Source organism: Streptomyces sp. NPDC019224 (genome assembly GCF_040632605.1).
Classification (GTDB): Bacteria; Actinomycetota; Actinomycetes; order Streptomycetales; family Streptomycetaceae; genus Streptomyces.
Map to the genome: position 1 here is coordinate 81,491 of NZ_JBEYCF010000022.1, position 17,990 is coordinate 99,480.

The 17,990-nt window shown below is 72.6% G+C and carries 16 protein-coding genes and 1 pseudogene; 7 read left to right on the top strand and 10 right to left on the bottom strand.

All coding sequences use genetic code 11. From position 1 onward, the window contains the following. Positions 1–9: 9 nt before the first annotated feature. Positions 10–1,782 (bottom strand): glycosyl hydrolase family 18 protein, encoded by a 1,773-nt coding sequence (locus ABZ564_RS16620; RefSeq protein WP_360856177.1) that lies wholly within the window; start codon positions 1,780–1,782, stop codon positions 10–12. A gap of 246 nt (positions 1,783–2,028) precedes the next feature. Then, positions 2,029–4,452: an excinuclease ABC subunit UvrA gene (locus tag ABZ564_RS16625; protein ID WP_360856180.1), complete on the bottom strand. Its 2,424-nt coding sequence runs from the start codon at positions 4,450–4,452 to the stop codon at positions 2,029–2,031. A gap of 86 nt (positions 4,453–4,538) precedes the next feature. On the opposite strand from ABZ564_RS16625, the gene ABZ564_RS16630 reads away from it, so the two are divergent. Continuing rightward, positions 4,539–5,024 carry a hypothetical protein gene (locus ABZ564_RS16630; RefSeq protein WP_360856183.1) on the top strand — a complete coding sequence of 162 codons (486 nt, stop codon included), beginning with the start codon at positions 4,539–4,541 and terminating at the stop codon, positions 5,022–5,024. A 51-nt stretch (positions 5,025–5,075) separates the two neighbouring features. Here the strand turns inward: ABZ564_RS16630 and ABZ564_RS16635 are convergent, their stop codons facing one another. After that, the gene (locus tag ABZ564_RS16635; RefSeq protein WP_330241841.1) at positions 5,076–5,291 is read right to left on the bottom strand and encodes a dodecin; all 216 of its coding nucleotides are present in this window, start codon (positions 5,289–5,291) and stop codon (positions 5,076–5,078) included. 202 nt (positions 5,292–5,493) lie between these two features. Here ABZ564_RS16635 and ABZ564_RS16640 point away from each other — a divergent pair, with 202 nt between their 5' ends. Further along, entirely contained in the window at positions 5,494–6,750 is a 1,257-nt protein-coding gene (locus ABZ564_RS16640; RefSeq protein WP_360856187.1) for an extracellular solute-binding protein, read from the top strand. 53 nt (positions 6,751–6,803) lie between these two features. On the opposite strand, the gene egtD is transcribed toward ABZ564_RS16640, so the two are convergent. Genes egtD through egtA form a run of 4 tightly spaced genes read right to left on the bottom strand, consistent with a single transcriptional unit; the run spans position 6,804 to position 11,159 of the window. Then, positions 6,804–7,766 carry an L-histidine N(alpha)-methyltransferase gene (egtD, locus tag ABZ564_RS16645; protein WP_360856190.1) on the bottom strand — a complete coding sequence of 321 codons (963 nt, stop codon included), beginning with the start codon at positions 7,764–7,766 and terminating at the stop codon, positions 6,804–6,806. Continuing rightward, entirely contained in the window at positions 7,763–8,518 is a 756-nt protein-coding gene (gene egtC / locus ABZ564_RS16650; RefSeq protein WP_360856192.1) for an ergothioneine biosynthesis protein EgtC, read from the bottom strand. Before egtC ends, egtD begins: the two co-directional genes overlap by 4 nt. Then, a complete protein-coding gene (egtB, locus tag ABZ564_RS16655) occupies positions 8,518–9,849 on the bottom strand; it encodes an ergothioneine biosynthesis protein EgtB (RefSeq protein WP_360856195.1) in 1,332 nt (443 codons plus the stop codon). The genes egtC and egtB overlap by 1 nt, the downstream gene beginning before the upstream one ends. Next, positions 9,849–11,159, bottom strand: a complete 1,311-nt coding sequence (gene egtA / locus ABZ564_RS16660) for an ergothioneine biosynthesis glutamate--cysteine ligase EgtA (protein ID WP_360856197.1) — start codon at positions 11,157–11,159, stop codon at positions 9,849–9,851. Before egtA ends, egtB begins: the two co-directional genes overlap by 1 nt. A gap of 147 nt (positions 11,160–11,306) precedes the next feature. On the opposite strand from egtA, the pseudogene ABZ564_RS16665 reads away from it, so the two are divergent. Beyond that, positions 11,307–11,959 (top strand): annotated as a pseudogene (locus ABZ564_RS16665) (TIGR02452 family protein). Between the two features lie 45 nt (positions 11,960–12,004). On the opposite strand, the gene ABZ564_RS16670 reads toward ABZ564_RS16665, so the two are convergent. Further along, positions 12,005–12,466 (bottom strand): type II toxin-antitoxin system PemK/MazF family toxin, encoded by a 462-nt coding sequence (locus ABZ564_RS16670; RefSeq protein WP_360856200.1) that lies wholly within the window; start codon positions 12,464–12,466, stop codon positions 12,005–12,007. A 76-nt stretch (positions 12,467–12,542) separates the two neighbouring features. Between ABZ564_RS16670 and ABZ564_RS16675 the strand changes: the two genes are divergently transcribed. After that, positions 12,543–13,565 carry a LacI family DNA-binding transcriptional regulator gene (locus ABZ564_RS16675; protein ID WP_360856203.1) on the top strand — a complete coding sequence of 341 codons (1,023 nt, stop codon included), beginning with the start codon at positions 12,543–12,545 and terminating at the stop codon, positions 13,563–13,565. A 222-nt stretch (positions 13,566–13,787) separates the two neighbouring features. Then, complete coding sequence (locus ABZ564_RS16680) at positions 13,788–14,117, top strand: hypothetical protein (RefSeq protein ID WP_360856206.1); 330 nt, start codon at positions 13,788–13,790, stop codon at positions 14,115–14,117. A gap of 47 nt (positions 14,118–14,164) precedes the next feature. Here ABZ564_RS16680 and trxA read toward each other — a convergent pair whose 3' ends face one another. Beyond that, positions 14,165–14,548 (bottom strand): thioredoxin, encoded by a 384-nt coding sequence (gene trxA / locus ABZ564_RS16685; protein ID WP_360856209.1) that lies wholly within the window; start codon positions 14,546–14,548, stop codon positions 14,165–14,167. 118 nt (positions 14,549–14,666) lie between these two features. Between trxA and ABZ564_RS16690 the strand changes: the two genes are divergently transcribed. Continuing rightward, the gene (locus ABZ564_RS16690) at positions 14,667–16,103 is read left to right on the top strand and encodes an NAD(P)/FAD-dependent oxidoreductase (RefSeq protein WP_360856212.1); all 1,437 of its coding nucleotides are present in this window, start codon (positions 14,667–14,669) and stop codon (positions 16,101–16,103) included. 147 nt (positions 16,104–16,250) lie between these two features. Here ABZ564_RS16690 and ABZ564_RS16695 read toward each other — a convergent pair whose 3' ends face one another. Continuing rightward, positions 16,251–16,607 (bottom strand): tetratricopeptide repeat protein, encoded by a 357-nt coding sequence (locus tag ABZ564_RS16695; protein WP_360856215.1) that lies wholly within the window; start codon positions 16,605–16,607, stop codon positions 16,251–16,253. 152 nt (positions 16,608–16,759) lie between these two features. Here ABZ564_RS16695 and ABZ564_RS16700 point away from each other — a divergent pair, with 152 nt between their 5' ends. After that, positions 16,760–17,725: a pirin family protein gene (locus ABZ564_RS16700; protein WP_360856218.1), complete on the top strand. Its 966-nt coding sequence runs from the start codon at positions 16,760–16,762 to the stop codon at positions 17,723–17,725. The last annotated feature ends 265 nt before the right edge of the window (positions 17,726–17,990 follow it).

The window sequence follows — 17,990 nt, forward strand, 5'->3', positions numbered from 1 at the left end:
CCTCAGCGGTCAGGACTTGGCGACGGAGAGGTCGTCCCCGTACACCGTGCCCTGGCCGTACCAGCCGTGCAGGTAGACCGTGACCGCACCGCTGGAGCCGGTGGTGAAGGTCACCGACTGCTTGGTGTAGCCGCTCGACAGGCCCCAGGCGCTCGCCGTCGCGCCGCCCCGTACGCTGAGGTAGGCGTAGTTCCCCTGCACGTAGCCCTGGAGCGTGTACGTGGTGTCGGGGGAGAGGGTGAGCGTCTGCGCGCACTCGCCGGTCTGCGAGGAGGTGGCCGCGACGGACAGCGCGTGCGCACCGCCGTGCACCGGTGAGGAGACGACCGCGCCTCCGGACTCGCAGGTCCAGGGGCCCAGCGCGCCGGTCTCGAAGTCGCCGTTGACCAGGGACCCCGTTCCGCCGCCCGCGCCGGCCACCGTCAGGGTGAACGACGCCGAGCGGCTGAGCGTGCCGGAGGTGCCGGTCACGGTGAGGGTGTACCTGCCGGGGGCCGCCGACGCCGAGGCGCTGAGCGTCAGCGTCGAGGAGCCGCCGGCCGTCACCGACTCCGGGCCGATCGTCGCGGTCACCCCGGCCGGGGCGCCGGTGGCGGAGAGCGCGACCGTCCTGGCGGCGCCCGAGGTCACCGCGGTCTTCACGGTGGCGGTCGTCGACCCGCCCGGTTCGACCGTCGCCGACGAGGGAGTGACGGTCACCGAGTAGTCGTCGGTCACCGGGCCGCCGCCACCGCTCGTGAACGGCGCGAAGGTGTGGCTGAAGTACCAGGTGTCCTGCGCGATGCCGGAACAGGTGTCGCTGCCGCCGGTACCGGGGCAGCCGCCGTTGTCGCGCTGGAGCGCCCAGAACGACAGGGTGCCGACGCCCTTGGAGACGGCCCAGTCGTACACCACGGGCGCGTTGGCCGTGGTGAAGGTCTCGGCCGGTCCGTAGTCGTCGATGCCGGGCATCTCGATGATGCCGGTCATGCCCCACAGCTGGGCGTCGGTCTTCGACGGGTAGAGCTTCGCCAGCTGCCCCTTCAGCCCGGTGATCGCGGTCTGGGTGTCCTGGGCCATGTCGTGCGCGGCGCCGTCGTAGTAGTCGAACGTCATGAGGTTGACGACATCGACGCGGGTGCCGTTGGACACCGCGTTCTTGAGGACGGCGAGCCCGCTGCCCGCCAGACCGCTGGTCGTGGTGGGCAGGGTGTACGAGATCTGCAGCGGACGCCCGTTGGCGGCGGCCCAGTCCTGGACCTTCTTGATCGCCTTGTTGCGGCGGTCGATGCCGGCGCTGTTCGTCAGCGAGTTGTCCTCGATGTCCATGTCGAGGCGGGAGACGTCGTAGGTCGTGATGACCTTCTCGTACGCGGCGGCGATCGAGTCGACGTCCGTGCAGCTGTCGGCGATCTCGGTGCCGGTGTTGTCGGCGGTGAAGCCGCCGAACGACGGGATCACGTCGCCGCCGCGCGAGCGGATCGTGGTGAAGTCGGCGCCGAACTCGGACTGGGCGATCGGGGTGCCCGAGTCGCCGTTCCAGTACGGGGTGCAGGAGCCGCGGGACTCCGTCTGGATGAAGGCCATGGTCAGGTACTTGGCACCGGACGCCTGCGAGAGCGCGGCCGGGCTGTCCCCGTTCCACGCCTCGAAGTACGGGGCGAAGACGTGGGCGGGCAGGGGGGTGGCGGCGGCGGTGGTGACGGCCTGCGCACCGGCGCCTGATCCGAGGACCAGACCCGCGGACGCGACCGCGGTGGCCAAGGCGCTCAGGACGGCGCCGACTGTTCTTGGACGTCTCATGGGGCAGCTCCGGCGGGGTGGGACAACGGGCGGATGCACGGCTCGGCCGCGCCCGGTGAGGGGCGCGGCCCGTTCCTGTGATTCCCGGCCGGGGTCACATGCCGCACGGCGACGAACGACCGCATGACATGCCCATGATTGGTATGGACCAGCTGACTGTCAACGTTCTTTACTGTTTCATTCCCCTTCCCCACCCGGTTCGCCAACCGGTCTGCCGCTTCCGTCGGTTGAGGCCGGGTCGGGCACTCAGGCGAGTCCCAGGGCCGCGCGCAGGTACCCCGCGGTACGGCTCTCCGGCGACCGCGCCACCTCCACCGGCGGCCCCTCGGCCACGATCCGGCCACCCCGGTCGCCGCCGCCCGGACCGAGGTCGATCACCCAGTCCGCGCCCGCGACCACCTCCATGTCGTGCTCCACGACCACCACCGTGCCGCCCGCCTCGACCAGCCCGTGCAACTGCCGCATCAGCACCTCGACATCGGCCGGATGCAGCCCTGTCGTCGGCTCGTCCAGCAGATACAGCGTGTGGCCGCGGCGGGCCCGCTGGAGCTCCGCCGCCAGCTTGACCCGCTGAGCCTCACCGCCGGACAGCTCCGTCGCGGGCTGCCCGAGCCGCAGATAGCCGAGCCCCACGTCGAGCAGCGTGCCCAGGCTGCGCGCGGCGGCCGGGGTGTCCGCGAAGAACCCGGCCGCCGACTCCACGGTCAGATCGAGCACCTGCGCGATGTTCAGCCCGCGCAGCGTGACGTCGAGCGTCTCCGGGTTGTACCGCGCACCGTGACAGTCCGGACAGGGCGCGTACGTGCTCGGCAGGAACAACAGCTCCACCGAGACGAAGCCCTCGCCCTGGCACGTCTCGCACCGCCCGCCCGGCACGTTGAACGAGAACCGGCCCGCCCGGTGTCCCCGCTCCCGGGCCGACGGCGTGGCCGCGAACAGCTTGCGCACCACGTCGAAGAGACCGGTGTACGTGGCCAGGTTGGAACGGGGCGTACGCCCGATGGGCCGCTGGTCCACCTGGACCAGCCGGTCCACCGCGTCCAGCCCCTCCGCCCGGGCGCATCCGGTCACCGGCTGCTCCGGACCCTGCTCCCCGGCGGCGGCGCTGCGCCGATCGGCCAGCGCACCTGCCAGCACCTGCCCCACCAGCGTCGACTTGCCGGATCCCGAGACCCCGGTGACCGCCGTGAACACCCCCAGGGGGAACGCCGCGTCCACCCCGCGCACGTTGTGCCGCTCCACCCCGTGCAGCCGCAGCCACCCCGAGGGTGCGCGGACCTCGCGCGGCGGGGGCGGGGCGTCGGCGAACAGGAAGCGCCGGGTGGCCGACTCCGCGACCTCGGCGAGCCCGGCGGGCGGCCCGCTGTGCAGCACCCGGCCGCCGTGCTCACCGGCCAGCGGCCCCACGTCGACGAGCCAGTCCGCCCGCCGCACCACGTCCATCTGGTGCTCCACCACGAAGACCGTGTTGCCGGCCGCCTTCAGCCGCCCCAGCACCGCGAGCAACGCCTCGGTGTCCGCCGGGTGCAGACCGGCGGACGGCTCGTCCAGGACGTACACCACGCCGAAGAGGCCGGCCCGCAGCTGGGTCGCCAGCCGCAGCCGCTGGAGCTCGCCCGAGGAGAGCGTGGGCGCCGTGCGGTCCAGGCTCAGGTAGCCGAGACCGAGTTCGGTGACGGTCCCGATGCGGGCGAGGAGATCCGCCGTCAGCACCCGGGCGGTCCCGTCGCCGCCCGCCGCCGTGAGCACGTCGGCGAGTTCGGTGAGGGCGAGCCCCGCGAGCTGGGCGATCGTACGGCCCGCGAACGTGACCGCCATGGCCTCCGGCCGCAGCCTGCTGCCCTCGCAGACCGGGCAGGGCTCGCTGGTCAGGAAGCGCTCGGCCTTCGCCCGCAGGGTGGCGCTCTTCGAATCGGCGAAGGTGTGCATCACGTAGCGTCGCGCGCTCATGTACGTGCCCTGGTAGGGCCGTTGGATGCGGCCGGCCTCGCGCACCGGATGGACGGTCACCACCGGCTGCTCGTCGGTGAACAGGATCCATTCCCGGTCGGCCGCCTCCAGCTCCCGCCACGGCCGGTCCACGTCGTAGCCGAGCGTGTCCAGTACATCGCGCAGGTTCTTGCCCTGCCAGGCCCCCGGCCAGGCGGCGATCGCGCCCTCCCGGACCGACAGGCCGGGGTCCGGGACCAGCAGTTCCTCGCTCGTGCGGTGCACCTGCCCGAGGCCGTGGCAGCGCGGACAGGCCCCGGCGGCGGTGTTCGGCGAGAAGGCGTCCGAGTCCAGCCGCTCGGCCCCCTCCGGATAGTCCCCGGCCCGGGAGAACAGCAGCCGCAGCGAGTTGGACAGCGTCGTCACCGTACCCACGGAGGACCGGGCGCCGGGCGCCGACCTGCGCTGCTCCAGCGAGACGGCGGGCGGCAGCCCGGTGACCTCGCCGACCGCGGGGGCGCCGACCTGGTGGATCAGCCGCCGGGCATACGGGGCGACGGACTCGAAATAGCGGCGCTGTGCCTCCGCGTAGATCGTGCCGAAAGCCAGCGAGGATTTCCCCGAGCCGGAGACGCCGGTGAAGACGGTGAGGGTGTCGCGGGGGATGTCGACGTCGGCGTTCCGCAGATTGTGCTCGCGGGCGCCTCGGACCCGGACGTACGGATCGTGGGGCGAGGTCATGGGGGCGGGATCTCCGTGCGCTCGGTCCGGAACGGTCGGTGGCGGCCGGTTCGCCGGATGACGCGGCCTCTTGGTTTGCTGGAGGCATGACGAACGACGTCCGGCCACTGGCCGTGTTCGATCTCGACGGTACGCTCGCGGACACCGCCCACCGTCAGCACTTCCTGGAGGGCCGCCGTGACTGGGCCGGCTTCTTCGCCGCCGCGGTCGACGACCCGCCGCTGGACGAGGGCGTACGCCTGGTGCTGAGCAGCGCCGAGGAGTGCGAGATCGTCTACCTCACCGGGCGGCCGGAGCGGTGCCGCAAGGACACCGTGGCCTGGCTGGCCCGGCAGGGGCTGCCCGAGGGGCGGCTGCACATGCGGCGCGACGACGACCGCCGGCCGGCCCGCCGGACCAAGCCGGCCATCCTGGAGCGGCTCGGCCGCGACCGTACGGTACGCATGCTCGTCGACGACGACGAGCTGGTCTGCGACGCCGCCGAACGGGCCGGATTCACCGTGGTGCGCGCCCGCTGGGCGCCGGCCTCGCCCGCGCTGAAGGACGCGCAGGAGCGGGAGGGGCGCACCTGAGCGGGGCACGCCTTTCCGGGGCGGTGGGCCGCCCGTGCCTCCCCGTTCGCGTCACTTCGGGTCGTCGAGCCGGAAGCCCACTTTCAGGCCGACCTGATAGTGCGCGATTCGGCCATCCTCGATCTGTCCGCGCACCTGAGTGATCTCGAACCAGTCGAGATTGTGCAACGTTTCCGAGGCTCTTGCGACGCCGTTGCGGATGGCCTCGTCCACGCCCTCTTGGGAGGTCCCTACGATTTCGGTGACGCGATACGTGTGATTCGGCATGGTTTGTCTCCTCTCGTCCTTACCAAGGTGCCCTAACTCGGCCCGGTTCGCGAGGGGTCGCGGACGTCGTGCCTGCCCGGAACGGCCCTTGACCAAACTATTGGTACATACCAAAATCCAGCCACGCCCGTGCGAGCGCAGCCCGCAGTCCCCCACATCGGGTCCGCATATGTCGTCCTGCCGTTCCGCAGAAGGTGAATCCGTGAAAAACCGCATGCTCGTCGGAGCTGTCGCCCTTGTTTCCACCGTTGCGCTGGGCGGGTGCGGCTTGATCCCCGGCTCGGGCGGCTCCGGTGACGAGAAGGTGACGATCTGGCTGATGAAGAACAGCGTTACCGCCGACTTCCTGGACCGGTTCAAGAAGTCGTACGAGGAGGAGCATCCCTCGATCGAACTCGAGTTCAAGATCCAGGAGTGGAGTGGCATCGGTCCGAAGGTCCTGGAAGCGCTCGGCGGCAAGGACACCCCTGATGTCATCGAGGTCGGAAACACCCAGGTCGCCCAGTACGCCGAGAGCGGCAACCTGCGCGACCTGACCCTGGAATCGATGCGTGACCTGGGCAGCGAGGACTGGCTGCCCGGCCTCGCCGAGCCGGGGAGCATCGGCGGCGTCCAGTACGGCATCCCGTGGTACGCGGCCAACCGCGTGGTGATCTACAACAAGGACCTCTTCGAGGCGGCGGGTATCAAGAACCCGCCGAAGACGCGCGCGCAGTGGATCGCGGACACCGAGGAACTCAACCGCGACGGAATCCAGGGCATGTATCTGCCGGGGCAGAACTGGTACGTACTCGCCGGGTTCATCTGGGACGAGGGCGGGGAACTCGCCAGCGACAAGGAAGGCGACTGGCAGGGCACTCTCGGTACGCCCGCCGCGCTCAAGGGGATGGATTTCTATTCCCGGCTCCAGTCGCTGGGCGAAGGGCCCAAGGACGCCGACGAGGAAAAGCCCCCGCAGGTCGACGTGTTCGCCGAGGGGAATGTCGCACAGATCATCTCCACCCCCAGCAGCGCGCCCCTGATCGAGAAGAAGAACCCCGAACTCAAGGGCAAGCTGGGCTACTTCCCCATCCCCGGAAAGACCGCGAAGGCGCCCGGCTCGGTCTTCACCGGAGGCTCCGACCTGATCGTGCCGCAGAAGGCCGACCAGCGCAGCGCGGGCTACGAGGTGATCAAGGCACTGGCCGGGACCAAATGGCAGGAGGACCTGGCCAGGACCATGAACTACGTGCCCAACAAGCCCGCCCTCGCCCGTGTCATCGAGGGCGAGGAGAGCACCGCCGCGATGGCCGAGGGCGCCACGCGCGGCCACGCCACCCCCAACTCCCCGCAGTGGGCCGCGGTCGAGGCCGACAACCCGATCAAGCCCTACATGACGGCGGTCCTCCAGGGCGGCGACCCGGCGACCGAGGCGAAGACCGCATCCGACAAGATCACCGCACTGCTCGCCGGCAGCTGACCCACCGGCGCGGGGCGGGGCCGGACATCCCCGCCCCGCCCCGCGCCACCCGCTCAGTCGACCGTGGCCAGGGACAGCGCGAACCTGTCCCCGGAGTCCGTCCACCAGTGGGCCAGGCGGAGCCCCGCCCCGGCCAGCTCGCGGCGCACCCCGTCCTCGCGGAACTTCGCGGACACCTCCGTGCGCAGCTCCTCACCCGCTTCGAACGGCACCACCAGATCCAGTTCCGGGATCTTCACCGTCAGGGAGCGGCGGGCCCGCAGCCGCATCTCGATCCACTCCTCCCGCGGATTCCACCGCGCCACGTGCGCGAAGTCCTCCGGTACGAAGTCCGCGCCCAGTTCCCGGTCGACGACCGACAACACGTTCCGGTTGAACGCCGCCGTCACCCCGGCCGCGTCGTCGTACGCCGCGACCAGCACCTCCTCGTCCTTCACGAGATCCGTGCCGAGCAGCAGCGTGTCCCCGGGCGCCAGCAGGTCGCGCACCGACTTCAGGAACACCGCCCGCTCGTTCGGCAGGAGATTGCCGAGGGTGCCGCCCAGGAACGCCACCAGCCTGGGCCCGGGTGTCTCCGGCAGCGAGAGCCCGGCGGTGAAGTCGGCGATCAACGCGTGCACGGACAGCTGCGGCCGCTGTGCCAACAGGGCCTCCGCCGCTCCGCGCAGCGCGCTCTCGCTGACGTCGACCGGTACGTAACTGTGCAGGTCCGTCAGCGCGTCCAGCAGATACCGGGTCTTCTCCGACGAGCCGGAACCCAGCTCGACCAGGGTGCGGGCGCCGGACGCGGCGGCGATCTCCGCGGCCCGGTCGATCAGGATCTCCCGCTCCGCGCGCGTCGGGTAGTACTCCGGGAGACGGGTGATCTCCTCGAACAGCTCGCTGCCCCGGGTGTCGTAGAACCACTTGGGCGGCAGCGTCTTCGGGTGCCTGGTCAGACCGTGCAGCACATCGGCGCGCAGCGCCGCGTCCGTCGCGTCCTCGGGCAGAGTGCGGGTCAGCAGGAAGGGACTCACGCGCAGGGCTCCTTCAGCGGGGTCAGCAGGACGTCGCCGGCGGTCGCGGTCAGCAGGGTGCGGTCGGGCACCTCGTACCAGCGGGGATCGTCGTCGTACGGCTCCGAGGCGACGACCGTGCGCCGGCCGGGCTCGGTCAGATGCCACAGGGTGTCGCCCCAGGCGGTCGCCACGACGGCGCGGCCGTCGGTGAGCAGCAGGTTGAGCCGGGAGCCGGGGGCGGCCTCCGCCACCTCCAGCACGGTGTCCGCCACGGCCTGGGCCGGCCCGTCACCCGCCGAGAGCCGGTGCCGGACCAGGGCCCACACCAGGGCGGAGTCGCTGCGGGCGGCGAGCCGCAGCAACTCCGCCGGGGGCAGGGCGGACACCACGGACGCCATCGAGCCCGGCCAGTCCTTCACCGCGCCGTTGTGGCTGAACAGGACGTGCTCCGCGGCGAACGGCGCCGCGGCCGCCTCGCCGTCCGGGTCCGCCCCGGTCGCGTCCCGGACCGCGGCGAGCAGGGCGTGGCTGCGGACCACCCGGGCCAGGTCGGCGAAGGTCTGGTCGCCCCAGACGGGGCCCTGGCGCCGGTAGCGGCCCGGGACCGGGTCCCCGTCCGCGTACCAGCCGACCCCGAAGCCGTCGGCGTTGACCGTCCCGTACCGCTGGAGGCGGGGTTCCCAGGACTGCCGCACCAGGGAGTGCGCCGGTCGCGACAGCACCTCGCCCAGGGCGACCGGCGGCCCCAGGTAGGCGATGTGGCGGCACATCAGAGGTCCCTCGCGGTACGGAACCCCGAGAAGATCTGCCGCCGGACCGGCAGGTCCCAGTTGCGGAACGTACCCCGGCAGGCCACCGTGTCCACCGCGAACGAACCGCCCCGCAGCACCTTGTGCTCCGGGCCGAAGAACACCTCCGAGTACTCGCGGTAGGGGAACGGCGCGAACCCCGGGTACGGCAGGAAGTCGCTCGCCGTCCACTCCCACACGTCACCGATCAGCTGCCCCGCCCCGCACGGCGCCCGCCCGGCGGGATACGCCCCCGCGGGCGCGGGCCGCAGATGGCGCTGCCCCAGATTGGCGCGTTCCGGCGTCGGGTCCTCGTCGCCCCACGGATAGCGGCGGGAGCGCCCGGACGCGGGATCGTGGCGGGCCGCCTTCTCCCACTCCGCCTCGGTCGGCAGCCTGCGGCCCGCCCAGCGCGCGTACGCGTCGGCCTCGTACCAGCTGACGTGCAGCACCGGCTCGTCGTCCGGGACCGGCTCGGTCACCCCGAAGCGGCGGCGCAGCCACTGCCCCGCGTCCCGGTGCCAGAACAGCGGGGCGTCCAGACCGTGCTCCCGGACCATCGCCCAGCCCCCGGGGGCCCACCAGCGCCGTTCGCGGTAACCGCCGTCCTCGATGAACGCCCGGTAGGCGCCGCACGTCACCGGAGCCGTGTCGATGAAGAACCCGGCGACATCGCGCCGGTGCGCGGGGCGTTCGTTGTCCAGCGCCCACGGCTCGGCCGACGTACCCATGGTGAACGGGCCGCCGGGCACCACGACCTCGGCCGGCGGCGCCGGTCCGTCCGCGGCGCGCGGCGGCTCCGGGGCCGTCAGGGCCGCCGGGCCCGAACGCAGCTGATGGGTGATCAGCATGGTCTCGTCGTGCTGCTGCTCGTGCTGCGCGATCATCCCGAAGGCGAAACCGGACCTGACCAGCGCGGGCCCGTCCCCGAGCGGGGCGGACTCCAGCACGTCCAGCGCCCTGCCGCGCACCTCCGACGCGTACGAGCGGGCCTCGCCGGGCGCCAGCAGCGGCAGCGAGGGCCGGGTGGCGCGCGGATGCTCGAAGGCGTCGTACAGGCCGTCGATCTCCGGGCGAATCGCCTCCCGGCCGGCGACACCGCGCAGCAGCCACAGCTCCTCCTGGTTGCCGATGTGCGCCAGGTCCCAGACCAGCGGCGACATCAGCGGCGAGTGCTGGGCGGTGAGCTCGTGGTCCTCGACGCTGTCGGTGAGGAGCGTGGTGCGTTCACGGGCGGTGAGCAGCGCGGCGAGCGCGCGCTCACGCAGCGCCTCGTCGTCCCCGGCGTGCGGGGGAGCGGGGGATTCGGACATCACAAGGTCCCCTTCGGATGGGCCGGGCGGCGCGCCCCGCCCGGGGTGAGCAGGTCCCGCAGATCGTCGGCGGGGCATCTGCCCCGGGCGACATAGCGGTCGTGGAAGCCGGCCACCGCGTCCCGTACCGCGACGCTCGCGCCCAGTCGGGGCAGCGCCTCCAGGGCGAGCCGGAAGCAGACGTCCGCCACCTGGCGCAGTTCCGGATCGGCCAGGCCGTCGCGGGCCGCCGCGGTCCACAGCGGATTGCGCGGAGCGGCGCCCGCACCGGCCGTCTCGGCGAGCGGCTTGACGGTCCGGTACACCGTTTCGGCGGCCTCCGGGTCGTCGAACAGGGCGGTCGTGACGGCGAGCGGCACGATCCAGCCGTCGTCACCGGGCTGCGCGTCGATCATCCGCAACTCCAGATGCCCGCGCGGGCGCACCGGCGGGAACAGCGTGGTGATGTGGTAGTCGAGGTCGCTCCGGTCCGCCCGTCTGGGCGCCCCGGACCGGATCCACTCGCGGAGGGTGAGCCCCTCCGGCACGGCCCACGGCCCCTCTCCCCGTACGCACAGCACGGGCGTGTCCAGGACGTGCGCGGCCCAGGCGTCCCGGGGCGCCGGCAGCCCGTCCGGGGCCAGCGTCCGCTTCGGGTCGAGGTCGGCCCACAGGGCCTGGCGGGTGGACTGCCACGGGGTCGGCCGGCCCTCCCGGAACGGCGAGTTGGCGAAGGCCGCCACCAGCACCGCGCCCAGCAGATGGGCCAGCCGCCAGCGCCGCGCGTACCCGAGCGGGCCCGGTTCCGCCTCCCCGGCGTCCAGGCAGACCTGGACGGAGGCGGTGGTGCACATCATGGCGCGCCCCGCCGGCCCCCACCGGTCGAGGGCCTGCTCCATGGCCTCGTACCGGGGCTCCCGCAGGAGCCGGCGCGGCGACTGCCAGGGATCGACGCCGAGACCGGCCGGAGCCAGGCCCAGCCCGTCCAGGGCGGCCCGTACGGCGGCGAGATCGGCGGCGGTGTCGTCGACACACGCCATCAGGGAAGGGGCGGGGCGCGAGCTGAGTTCCAGCTGGCCGCCGGGTTCGAAGGTGAGCGCCGCCCTCAGGGGCAGCGCCCGGACGGCCGTCGCGGCCGCCTCCAGACGGTGGGACGGGACGGGGCGGTGCGGGTGGTCGCGATCGTGCAGGAGCCATTCGAGTTCGACCCCCACCATGCGCGGCGGGCCCGTCTTGAAGCAGATGCCGCGCAGTAAATCCTCCGCCTCGCCCTCCCCGAGGGGCGGTGCGAGATCGGGCGGACCGTGGCCGCCGGGTGTGTCGGTCGACATGCCGGGCCTCCTTGTTCCGGTGCGTCCGTCCTACCCAAACCGCTGCAAAGGGATCGCACAAGAGTGCCTTGTGCGCCGGATGTTCGATTGCGTACTTCGTGAGGGGACGTCGATCATGCCCCGTATGCACCATAAGGGGGAGGCGTCATGAGCGCCCGGCTGCGCGGAATCGCGCGCGATACGGAACCCATCGTCCGGGCGGGTTCCCACCGCACCGGAAACGGCCGGGAAATCAGCATCGACAAGGAGTTGGCCGCCGCACTCGCGGGCACACGGCTGTACGGCCCCGAGTAGGTGCCGGCCACCCCGGACCGGGACCGGACCCCGGTCATCGAGGTCACCGGTGGGAGCAGCCTGGAGGCGGCCGCCCGGATGACCCGCGAGCGTCCCGGCGGGATCGCCGTCCTGAACCACGCGTCCGCCCGCAACCCCGGCGGCGGCTACCTCAACGGCACCCCGTACACCGTCGGCTTCCTCACCTCGCCCGCCCCCGACGCCGGGGTGATCCGCGCCCGTACCCCGCAGGAGGCGCGCCGCATCCCCGGCGTGCCCGCCGCCCGGGCCGAAGGGGTGCCGGAGGTCGCGGCGGTCTGCGGCTACCGCAGGCTGGTGCTGGGGGCCCGGGGATGCGGCGTGTTCCAGAACGACCCGGCGGTGGTGGCCGGGGCGTTCCACGCGCTGCTCACCGGCGGGGCAGGTTCGCGGGCCACTTCGAGCAGGTCGTCTTCGGCATCATCGGCCGCGACGACGATTCGCCCACCGGAGTGGCGTTCGACCGGGTGTTCGCCGAGCGAGGGTGACCTTCACCCTGGAGCCGAGGGTGAGGGCCGCCTCCCGCAGCGCCCTCACGTCCAGCCGTAGCGCTCCCTCAGCCGCCCGACGACCAGATCGAACCTGCCGTGGTCCAGGGCGCACGCCTCGCGCCGCATCCCGTCCTCGTGCACCCGCAGCACCCGGTCCAGATCCACCCAGGACGGGCGCCCCGAGCTGTCCCAGGGACCGGCGCCCAGGGACACCCACTCCCGGTCCATGTCGTGCTGCTTGCTGGACAGCTGCACGGCCAGCAGCGTGCCCGCCGCCTCACGCGCCACGACGAGGACCGGACGGTCCTTGCCGCGCCCGTCGTTCTCCTCGAACGGCACCCACGTCCAGACGATCTCCCCGGGGTCGGGGGCGCCGTCCCGGTCGGGGGCGTACGAGGTGCGGACCGGGCCCACATCGAGCGGGTCGGCCTGGGAGGTGGCTGCGGAACCGGAGCGGCCGGGGAAGCCGGCCTCATTGCTGTCGCTACGGTGCTGGATCGTCATCACAACACCCTAGGGGTCGCGCCCGCACAACCTGCGCGCCGGGCCGCCGCACAGGTCTGGAAGACTGCCCGGAGCCATGAGCCAGTTACCCGAGCAGCCCGCCGAAGGCCCCGTGCCGACCAGTGCCGATGTGGCGCGGCTCGCCGGCGTCTCCCGGGCCACCGTGTCCTACGTCCTCAACAACAACGCGCAGGTGCGGATCAGCGATCAGACCCGCCGCAGGGTACGGGAGGCCGCCGACGAACTCGGGTACGTGCCCCACGCGGCGGCCCGCACCCTGCGCGCCGGCCACTCCCGCATGGTGCTGCTGCCCACCGGCCACCTGCCGGCCGGGCCCCTGCACCTGCGGTTCCTGCGTGAACTGGAGGCGGGACTGCGCCGCCTGGACTACACGGTCGTCCAGTACGGTTCGCTCGGCCTCGGCGCCGACGACGCCGCCCGCGCCTGGGCGGAACTGCGCCCGGCCGCCGTCATCGTGCCGGGTTCCGTCCCGCTCTCCCCGCGCGGCATAGCCGTGCTCCGGCGCTCCGGAGCCAAGGCGGTCATCACACTGGGGCCCCAGCCGGTGGAAGGGGCCCACGCCCTGATCATGGATCAGCGGGAGGTCGGCGGCTGCGCGGTGCGCCATCTCCTGGAACGCGGCAGACGCCGCATCGGGGTGGTGATGCCCGAGGAGCCCGGCACCGCCCTCTTCGCCGCCCCGCGACTCGCCGGAGCCAGGGAAGCCGCACTGACCGGTGGCGTCCACGTCGAGGCGCTGCCGCTGCGCTACGACGAGGAGTCGGCCGCGTCACTGGCCGCCCGCTGGCCGGTACTCGGCCTCGACGCGGTCTTCGCGTACGACGACACCTACGCGATGCTTCTGATGCGGGCGCTGCAGGACGCCGGGACCGAGGTGCCGGCCGAGGCGGCCGTGGTGGGCGCGGACGACTCGATGCTCGGCCGGCTGCTGCGGCCGCGGCTCAGCAGCGTACGCATGGAACTGGCGACCACGCAGCCCCTCGCGGACCTGGTGGACCGCCTCGTCCGGCACCCGAGGACCCCGCCCGAACGGCACGACCTGCTGCGCGCCCGCACCGTACGACGAGAGTCCAGCTGAGCGCACGGGCCGCCCCGACGACATGCGCCGCGCACACCCCGTGCCCAAGGGCCGTCCCGCAATTCCTGGCGGGTGCACGACGACGGCCACGGCACCTCGCCGCCTTGTCGGAACGCCCGAATACCTCCGGTATGCGGACGCCCTTCCGCCTTGCGACGCACCGCATCCGACGCCGCGCGCTGATCCACCAGGAATTGCGGGACAGCCCTTAGCGTCATGACCATGAGCCATCCGCAGAGTTACGAAATCCTCATCGTCCCCGAGTTCACCGACGACAAGGCCCCCGGGGCCGGAAAAGGCGCCACGGGGGCCAGTGTCAGGGGCGCGGCGGCCAAGGGCTCCGACGGACGGGGCCCCGGCACCGCCATCCGGTCGGCCGTCGTCACCGCCACGGGCGAGACGGGCGAGACCGGCTACCCCCGGTACGCCGGCGAGGGCATGGTGGCCGACATCGACCCCAGGACCCGGGCCGTCGAGGGCCTGCTCGTCGACGGCGCGGAACTCGCCTACGGGCTCTCGGCCCGCGTCGCCGAGCGGGACACGGACGCCTGAACACCGCGCGCCCCCGCCCGGATCACCCGGTGCCGGAGGGACGGCCCCTACTGCTGCCCCTCCGGACGGCCCTTCTGCTCGGCCTCGATGGACTTGCGGACCTCGTCCATGTCCAGCTTCCTCGCCTGGCCGATGACGTCCTCCAGGGCCGCCTCCGGCAGCGCGCCGGGCTGCGCGAAGACCGCCACGTTGTCCCGGACGATCATCAGCGTGGGGATCGAACGGATCTCGAAGGCCGCCGCGAGTTCCTGCTGCGCCTCCGTGTCCACCTTGGCGAAGACCAGGTCCGTGTGACGCTCGGACGCCGCGTCGTAGACCGGGGCGAACTGCCGGCACGGGCCGCACCAGGAAGCCCAGAAGTCGATCAGGACGAACTCGTTGTCGCTGACGACCTGGTCGAAGTTTTCCTTGGTGAGCTCTACGGTGCTCATGCGTTGCTACCTCTTCCTGTGCCCGTGTGGGACGTGTCCGGGACAACGGTGCCCGTACGTGTGCTATTCCGCCCCTGCCCATGTGGCCACCGCCCACACCCATGGCCAGAATGGGCGCATGACACATACTGCGGAGCATGCCGCGTACGACGTCGTGGTCATCGGAGCCGGCCCGGTGGGTGAGAACGTGGCGGACCGGGCCCGGGCCGCCGGGCTGACCACCGCCGTCGTCGAGTCCGAACTGATAGGCGGCGAATGCTCCTACTGGGCCTGCATGCCCAGCAAGGCCCTGTTGCGCCCCGTCGTCGCCCGCGCCGACGCCCGCCGCGTCCCCGGCCTGAGCGGCGCCGTCCAGGGGCCGCTGGACGCCGCGGCCGTCCTCGCCCACCGCGACGAGTACGCCTCGCACTGGAAGGACGACGGCCAGGTCGCCTGGCTCGACGGGATCGGCGCCGACATCTTCCGTGGCCACGGCCGGCTGACCGGGATCCAGGAGGTCACCGTCACCGCGTTTGACGGCACGGAACACCGGCTCACCGCCCGGCACGCCGTCGCCGTCTGCACGGGCAGCCGGGCCGTGGTCCCCGCCCTGCCCGGGATCGAGGGCGCCCGCCCCTGGACCAGCCGGGAGGCGACGAGCGCCAAGGAGGTGCCCCGCCGGCTCGTCGTCGTCGGCGGGGGAGTCGTCGGCGTGGAGATGGCCACCGTGTGGAACGCGCTCGGCTCGGAAGTCACCATGCTCGTACGCGGCAAGGGGCTGCTGCCCCGCATGGAGCCCTTCGCCGGTGAGCTGGTCGCCGAGGCGCTCACCGAGGCCGGAGCGGACATCCGTACGGGCGTCTCGGCCACCGCCGTACACCGCGCGGCCCCCGACGGCCCGGTCACCGTGGAACTCGACAGCGGCGAGAGCGTCGAGGCCGACGAGATCCTCTTCGCCACCGGCCGCGCCCCGCGCACCGACGACCTCGGCCTGGAGACGGTGGGCCTCGAACCCGGTTCCTGGCTGACCGTCGACGACACCTGCCGGGTCGAGGGCACCGACTGGCTCTACGCGGCCGGCGACGTGAACCACCGCGCCCTCCTGACCCACCAGGGCAAGTACCAGGCACGCATCACGGGCGACGCGATCGCCGCCCGCGCGAAGGGCGAACCGCTGGACACCGCCCGGTGGGGCGCCCACGCGGCGACCGCCGACCACGCCGCCGTCCCGCAGGTCGTCTTCACCGACCCCGAGGCCGCGTCGGTGGGCCTCTCCCTGGCCGAGGCGGAGCGGGCCGGGTACCGGGTCCGCGCCGTCGACCACGACCTCGCGGCCGTGGCCGGCGCGGGACTGTACGCGGACGGGTACCGGGGCCGCGCCCGCATGGTCGTGGACCTCGACCGCGAAGTCCTGCTGGGCGTCACCTTCGTCGGACCCGGTATCGGCGAGCTGCTCCATTCGGCGACGATGGCGGTCGCGGGCGAGATCCCCGTCGACCGGCTGTGGCACGCGGTCCCGTCGTACCCGACGATCAGCGAGATCTGGCTCAGGCTGCTGGAGACGTACCGGGGGTAGAGGGCCCCGGGTCCCCGTCCGGCGGCCGGATGCGCCGTTTCCGGCCGCCGGCTCTCCCGTGCGCACCTCCCACCCGGCCGGTTCCGTTGCGAGCGGCCGGGGACGAACCGGGCGGCCATCCCGGATACGGCCGCCTCCGCCCCGGGGCTACACCCCGCTGTCCGGTCCCGACTCCCCGGAGAGCGCGGCGGCCAGTCGCAGCTGCGTGTCCGCCTCGGCCTGCCGCCCCTGCCGCTCCAGCGTGCGGCCGAGCATCAGCCGTGCGTAGTGCTCCACGGGATCGCGCTCCAGGACCGCCCGCAGTTCCGTCTCGGCCCGCCCGAGGCTCGCCGAGTGGTAGTAGGCGCGCGCAAGGAGCAGTCGGGGCGCGACCTGCTCCGGGACCTCCTCGACGAGTCCGCCCAGAATGCGGGCCGCGGTCCCGTACTCCTTCGCGTCGAAGAAGAATCCCGCGCGCTCCCAGCGCTCGGCGGCGGTGCCGAACTCGTAGTAGCTGTCGCTCATGTCGTCTCCTCGGTCGTACGGTCGCCGGGGCGGTCCCACGGGCGTCCGATCCGCACAACACCCCCAGATGGTTTAACATTCCACCAATTGCCCGGCGGGGGCCTGGCGTGGGCATCACCCGCCCCCACTCGCAGCGGAATAGGTTGAACGCCATGAGCAATCTCGATCGCCAGGCCGTCCCCACCGTCTGCGGGGGCCGGGGCTTCGTCGTCGCCGAACCCGTACGTGAACTGCTCGCCCCGCGGACGGTGCGGCTCGGCGAGTCCACCGAGGTCCGCAGGCTGCTGCCCAACCTCGGACGCCGGATGGTCGGTGCATGGGCCTTCGTCGACCATTACGGCCCCGACGACATCGCCGACGAGCCCGGCATGCAGGTGCCGCCCCACCCCCACATGGGCCTGCAGACCGTCAGTTGGCTGCACGAGGGCGAGGTCCTGCACCGCGACAGTCTCGGCAGCCTCCGGACGGTCCGCCCGCGCGAACTGGGCCTGATGACCTCGGGCCGCGCGATCAGCCACTCCGAGGAGAGCCCCAAGCAGCACGCCGCCCTGCTCCACGGCGCCCAGCTCTGGGTGGCGCTGCCCGAGGCGCACCGGTTCGTCGAGCCGCACTTCCAGCACCACAGCGACCTGCCCACGGTCACCGCCCCCGGCCTCACGGCCACCGTGATCCTCGGCGAACTCGACGGTGCCACCTCGCCCGGCACCGCGTACACCCCGATCGTCGGCGCCGACCTCGCCCTGGCCCGGGGCGCCGAGACGCGGCTGCCGCTGGACCCCGACTTCGAGTACGCCGTGCTGTCGATGTCCGGCGAGGCCGAGGTCGACGGAGTGCCGGTACTGCCCGGCTCCATGCTCTACCTCGGCTGCGGCCGCACGGAACTGCCGCTGCGCGCGGAGTCCGACGCGGGACTGATGCTCCTGGGCGGCGAGCCGTTCGAGGAGGAGCTGGTGATGTGGTGGAACTTCGTGGGGAGGACCCAGGAGGAGATCGCCCGGGCCCGTGAGGACTGGATGAACGGTGACCGCTTCGGCACCGTCCACGGCTACGACGGTCCGCCGATCCCCGCGCCCGCGCTGCCCGGTGTGCCGCTGAAGCCGCGGGGGCGGGTGCGTTGAGCTGCGGCTCTTCGCTTGCGCGGGGTGCGGCTTCCTTCTCGGAGGTGAGGTCTCTGGGGGCAGGCGTGCAAGCAGGTCGAAACCGCCCCGGAGGGCGCTTGCTGCTGGGCGGGGCAATCTCATCTGTGCCAGGGTGTCTCCGGGTGTGCCAGGGCGGATGCTGACTCAATGCCGATTTTCCTGATGAGGTGCCAGGAAAGTTCGTTCGCCGATCGGGGTGCTGGCGCCGGGTGCTCCCCGGAGAGCACGGGTGCGGCCGGAGCCG

Bases quoted from the DNA above. Each gene is read 5' to 3' on its own strand.
- ABZ564_RS16700 (WP_360856218.1), top strand. From the start codon at position 16,760: ATGAGCAATCTCGATCGCCAGGCCGTCCCCACCGTCTGCGGGGGCCGG.
- ABZ564_RS16630 (WP_360856183.1), top strand. From the start codon at position 4,539: ATGACGAACGACGTCCGGCCACTGGCCGTGTTCGATCTCGACGGTACG.
- trxA (WP_360856209.1), bottom strand. From the start codon at position 14,548: ATGAGCACCGTAGAGCTCACCAAGGAAAACTTCGACCAGGTCGTCAGC.
- ABZ564_RS16680 (WP_360856206.1), top strand. From the start codon at position 13,788: ATGAGCCATCCGCAGAGTTACGAAATCCTCATCGTCCCCGAGTTCACC.
- ABZ564_RS16670 (WP_360856200.1), bottom strand. From the start codon at position 12,466: ATGACGATCCAGCACCGTAGCGACAGCAATGAGGCCGGCTTCCCCGGC.
- ABZ564_RS16620 (WP_360856177.1), bottom strand. From the start codon at position 1,782: ATGAGACGTCCAAGAACAGTCGGCGCCGTCCTGAGCGCCTTGGCCACC.
- ABZ564_RS16625 (WP_360856180.1), bottom strand. From the start codon at position 4,452: ATGACCTCGCCCCACGATCCGTACGTCCGGGTCCGAGGCGCCCGCGAG.
- egtC (WP_360856192.1), bottom strand. From the start codon at position 8,518: ATGTGCCGCCACATCGCCTACCTGGGGCCGCCGGTCGCCCTGGGCGAG.
- egtB (WP_360856195.1), bottom strand. From the start codon at position 9,849: ATGTCCGAATCCCCCGCTCCCCCGCACGCCGGGGACGACGAGGCGCTG.
- ABZ564_RS16635 (WP_330241841.1), bottom strand. From the start codon at position 5,291: ATGCCGAATCACACGTATCGCGTCACCGAAATCGTAGGGACCTCCCAA.
- ABZ564_RS16690 (WP_360856212.1), top strand. From the start codon at position 14,667: ATGACACATACTGCGGAGCATGCCGCGTACGACGTCGTGGTCATCGGA.
- egtA (WP_360856197.1), bottom strand. From the start codon at position 11,159: ATGTCGACCGACACACCCGGCGGCCACGGTCCGCCCGATCTCGCACCG.
- ABZ564_RS16675 (WP_360856203.1), top strand. From the start codon at position 12,543: ATGAGCCAGTTACCCGAGCAGCCCGCCGAAGGCCCCGTGCCGACCAGT.
- ABZ564_RS16695 (WP_360856215.1), bottom strand. From the start codon at position 16,607: ATGAGCGACAGCTACTACGAGTTCGGCACCGCCGCCGAGCGCTGGGAG.